Genomic DNA, 4,309 nt, shown 5'->3' with positions numbered 1-4,309 from the left:
GCGTCGAATCCGTTCTCGCGGATCGGCCTGATCGAGGAGCTCGACGGGCAAACCGTGCTGGCGGATCCGTTCAGCGACGAGGTCCTCCGCACGCTCAGTGAGGAGGAAGCCCAGCTCGTCGGCGACCGCCCGTACGCCATGGAGCGGTTCGGTGAGATTCCCGACCGCCAGCTGATCATCACTTTCGACGACGGCCCCGATGCCGAGTTCACCTCCGAGATCCTCGACGTGCTCTCCGCCGAGGGGGTGCCGGCCACGTTCTTCACCGTCGGGACCAACGTGGTGAAGAACCCCGAGCTCTTCGAGCGCGTAATCCGTGAGGGGCACATGGTGGGCAATCACACCATGACCCACTTCACCTCGTGGGAGGACGGTTTCCGCAACCGTGAGGAGCTCATCGGCACCGACCGGGCCATGCGTTCCGTCGGTGGCTACGCGACTCCGTTGTTCCGTCTTCCGACCGGTGACCCGGACAACAAGGCCCTGCCCGTGCTGGAGGCCCAGCAGATGGGTTATCTGCACGTGGACTTCAACCTCGACACCCGGGACTGGGCCTACAGCCCCGGGCAGGACATCGATCTGCCCGCGCTCGACGGCGAGGGCCGCGTCGTGCTCATGCACGACGGCGGCGGGGACCGCACCGCCACCGTGGCCGCGCTCAAGGAGCTGATCACCGAGGCCAAGGCCGCCGGTTACACCTTCTCCACTTTCGCCCCCATCGTCCCCGAGGGCTACCTGCCGGTGGCCGGCACCGAACCTGCCCTGGCCGACGACGCCACCGCCTTCGCCCTGACCACCCTCATGGTCACTCCGGACGTGGTCATGGGCTGGCTCTTCTGGTTCGGCATCGGGTCTCTGACCTTAATGTCCGCCCTCTACGTGGTGCTGGCGCTGATCGGCCACCGCCGCCAGAAGCACCGGGTGTGGCGGGACATCCCCGAGGCCGACCTGCCCCTGGTTTCGGTGATCCTGCCCGTGTTCAACGAAGAACCCGTGGTCGAGCGCACCCTGGCCGCCCTGGCCGCAAGCGACTACCCGAACCTCGAAGTCATCGCTGTCGACGACGGCTCCACCGACAACACCCTGGCGATCATGCGCGACTACGCCGCACGATGGCCGGCGCTGCGGGTGCTCACCCAGCCCAACGGTGGCAAGTCCATCGCCTCCAACCACGGCATCATGGCCGCCCGGGGAGAGATCGTGGTGACCCTCGACGGGGACACGCTCTTCGAACCCCAGACCGTCCGGATGTTCGCCCGCCACTTCTACGACCAGGACACCAAGCACCCGGTCGGGGCCGTGGCCGGGCACGTGAAGGTCGGCAACCGCCGCGGAATCCTCACCATGTGGCAGTCCCTGGAGTACATCTCCGGGATCTGCGTGACCCGCATGGGCGAAGGCGTGGCCGGGGCGATCTCCATCGTCCCCGGCGCCTGCGCGGCCTGGCGCAAAGACGCCCTGCAGGCCGCCGGCGGCTACTCCCACGACACTCTCGCCGAGGACGCCGACCTCACCATGACCCTGCAAAAGCTGGGCTGGGCCGTGATCCAGGAGAATCAGGCCGTGGCCTGGACCGAAGCCCCGATGACCGTGCGCGGGCTGGCCAAGCAGCGGCTGCGCTGGACCTACGGCAACCTCCAGGCCCTGTGGAAGCACGCCGGGATGCTGTTCAACCCCCGCTACGGCTTCCTCGGCATGGTCGCCCTGCCCTACACCATGCTCGCCACCCTCATCCCGCTGGTCTTCCTGCCCCTGACCGTGCTCATGGCCGGCATCAACATCGCCGCCGGCAACTGGCAGCCCATCGCCGCCTTCGCCGGATTCGTGCTGGCCATCCACGCCATCATCTGCGTCATCGCCATCCGCATGGTCGGCGAGTCCTGGACCCATCTGCTGGTCGTGCCCGTCTACCGGATCATCTACGAGCCCCTGCGCGCCTACCTCCTCTACGCCTCCCTGCTCCAGGCGCTCAAGGGCAAGATGATCGGCTGGTATAAGCCCGAACGCACCAACAGCGTGCTGGACATCGAGTCGGTGTCGAACCGCAGCGCGGACGCGCAGCGCATCTGAGCCCGCCACGCGCGGGTCGCCGCTACTCGCTGTCCGGTGATCCGGCTATTCGTCGAAGCCTTCGCCGAGGACCCGGGTGAACTCCCCGGTCTCCTGCTCGAGTCCGCTGCAGAAGTCGTTGGCCTCGGCCGGGTCGCCGTCCTCGGGGTCGCAGGACCGGTCTCGGTTCAAAGACCAGTAGGAGATCCGCCCCACGCCCTGGTCCCGGGCGAAGCGGTTGAGTTCGGCCGCCGCCTCCAAATCGACGACCTCCCCGGGGGCGTCGTTGACCCCGATCATCGGGGTCAGGCCGATGCGGTGCCACACCTGCTCCGCGGAGAGGTTGTGGCCCGCCGCCTCCCACAGCGCGGTGAGCTGGCCGTGCGCGGATCGGGCCGCCTCCTGCGAGGCCGCCACCATGGACTGCCCCGCAGGCTTGCTCTCGCTGTAGTTCATGGTCATCAGGTTGACCCCGGCGAGATTCACCTCGGCCGCGAGCAGCTGCGCCACGACCTCCACCGGGTCCTCGTCCAGACCGTGCGGTGCCACCGGCAGCGTGACCCACACCTCCAGGGGCTCGTCCCGCTCCTCCTGCAGCCGCGCCAGGACCTCGGCCCGCCGCTGATTGGCCTCCTGGTCCTCGAGGTCGTCCATCTCGATGTCGAAGTCCACGATGCTCGCGTCGTAGCGCTCGAGCACCGCCCGGTACGCCGTGAGCAGCCGGTCCGGATCGGTGCAGGCGGTGGCCAGCTCGTTGCCGGCCGCACCGCCGAAGGAGACCACCACGTCGCCGCCGGCCTCCCGCAGCCCCGCGATCTGCTGCTCCATCCGCAGGGTCTCCTGCGCCTCGTCGAGCCCGTAGTAGCCGCCCCAGGACGGGGAGCAAGGATCCTCGGGATCGGCCACCACGAACCCCAGCACCGTATGGGACTGCCCCGCGGCTTCCGTCCCGAAGTCGAAGTACGGGTAGGACGTGGCGTTGACGTAGCCACCGAACCACGGATCGTGCTGGGCACCGCAGCCGGTCAGGGCCAGGCCTGCGGCGCCGAGCAACCCCAGAGTCAGCCTGCGCCGCAGACCCCGCCCCGAACAGCCCCCCGCGGGGCGGCGAAAAGCTGCGCCGTCATCGTTCATGTCGCGGAGCGGATCAGCGTGCAACTGACGGAGGCTGGTGACCGTGGGCCTTGGATCCTCTGTCGGCGGCATTCGAAGGGTGCCCGTCCGCCGAAGGCTCCGTGGGGCCCTCGGTGGTAATAGCAGTAGCCCTCCCACTCCGAGAGCTTCTCGGTGAACAGTTGTGTGTCGTCAATGACCCGGCCCACGAGCAGTTGATAGAACCCCTCGGAGTCGATTCGGTAAGAACGTCCCAACCTCCCGTTGAGCAGGGGTGCGCGGGGTTTGGTGTACCCATGGCCGGTGGCCTCGTCGAGGATGTGCCAGTGCAGCGCCGAGCCGAGCTTCTCACCATTGGAGGTCTGGACACGATCCACGGCGAAGGACGGCTGGGCCAGAACGTAGTCGATGAACTGGATGACGGTCTCCTGGTCGTTGCGCGGATAGGCAGGTAAGGCCCGCAGGCGGGTGCAGTCGTCGATGGCGATGTACGGGTATTACTTTTTGGCCTGTCCGGCCCGATCAGCGGCTCGATGAACTTCACGTCCATTCGCAGTTGCTGGCCGGGGCGCCGTTTCGCGTAGCGCTTCCACCGGGTGGTGTCTGTGCGCTTGTAGCGTCGAGAGGCCAGCAGACGGCTGATGCCGGCCTTGTGCAGTAACCACCAGACTCCGGAGGCGCTGAAGGTCACGTCGTGGTAGCGCAGCAGATACATCACGATCTTTTCCGGGTCGAAATGGTACTACGGGCGCAGCCACAGGATCTTCTCCGCGACTTCCACCGAGGTGGCGGTGGGCATGTGGTGTGGTGCGCTGGAACGGTCCCCTAACCCCTCCATGCCTTCTTCACTCGCAACGGCGCAACCACTTGCCGCAGCAGTGTCGGCTGGTGCCATCGTAGCGGCAGGTGGCAGAAACGGTGCCCACGATGATGATCAACGACGGACCGTGCCCGCCGCCGCAGCCAGTGGCGGCAAGCGATGCGCTCATTCCTCGAGTGTCCCGGCCTGATTCGGGCGCTGGGGGTGGTGCAGGTCGCCGCGGGCGTGGTCTGGGTGGCGAGCCTGCCTCCGGCCGCCCAGTGATCGACGCCCTGCTGTGCGCTCGACTTCACGGGGCCGAGGGGCGCCAGGTTGAAAACCCGCCCC

Annotated in this window: 3 protein-coding genes; 1 reads left to right on the top strand and 2 read right to left on the bottom strand. The window is 67.5% G+C overall.

Features of this window, described 5'->3' with window-relative positions:
- Window positions 1-2,070: bifunctional polysaccharide deacetylase/glycosyltransferase family 2 protein (locus tag BJF77_RS17995; RefSeq protein ID WP_075873029.1), on the top strand; the 2,070-nt coding region annotated here is incomplete at its 5' end.
- Between the two features lie 45 nt (window positions 2,071-2,115).
- Here the strand turns inward: BJF77_RS17995 and BJF77_RS17990 are convergent.
- Window positions 2,116-3,102 (bottom strand): chitinase, encoded by a 987-nt coding sequence (locus tag BJF77_RS17990; RefSeq protein ID WP_053005131.1) that lies wholly within the window; start codon window positions 3,100-3,102, stop codon window positions 2,116-2,118.
- A gap of 802 nt (window positions 3,103-3,904) precedes the next feature.
- Window positions 3,905-4,000, bottom strand: coding sequence for a hypothetical protein (locus BJF77_RS22920; protein ID WP_158041321.1), 96 nt, complete (start codon window positions 3,998-4,000; stop codon window positions 3,905-3,907).
- Between the last annotated feature and the right edge of the window lie 309 nt (window positions 4,001-4,309).

Source organism: Kocuria sp. CNJ-770, assembly GCF_001942375.1.
GTDB classification, from domain to species: Bacteria; Actinomycetota; Actinomycetes; order Actinomycetales; family Micrococcaceae; genus Kocuria; species Kocuria oceani.
This window is presented reverse-complemented; position numbering and strand designations above follow the sequence as displayed.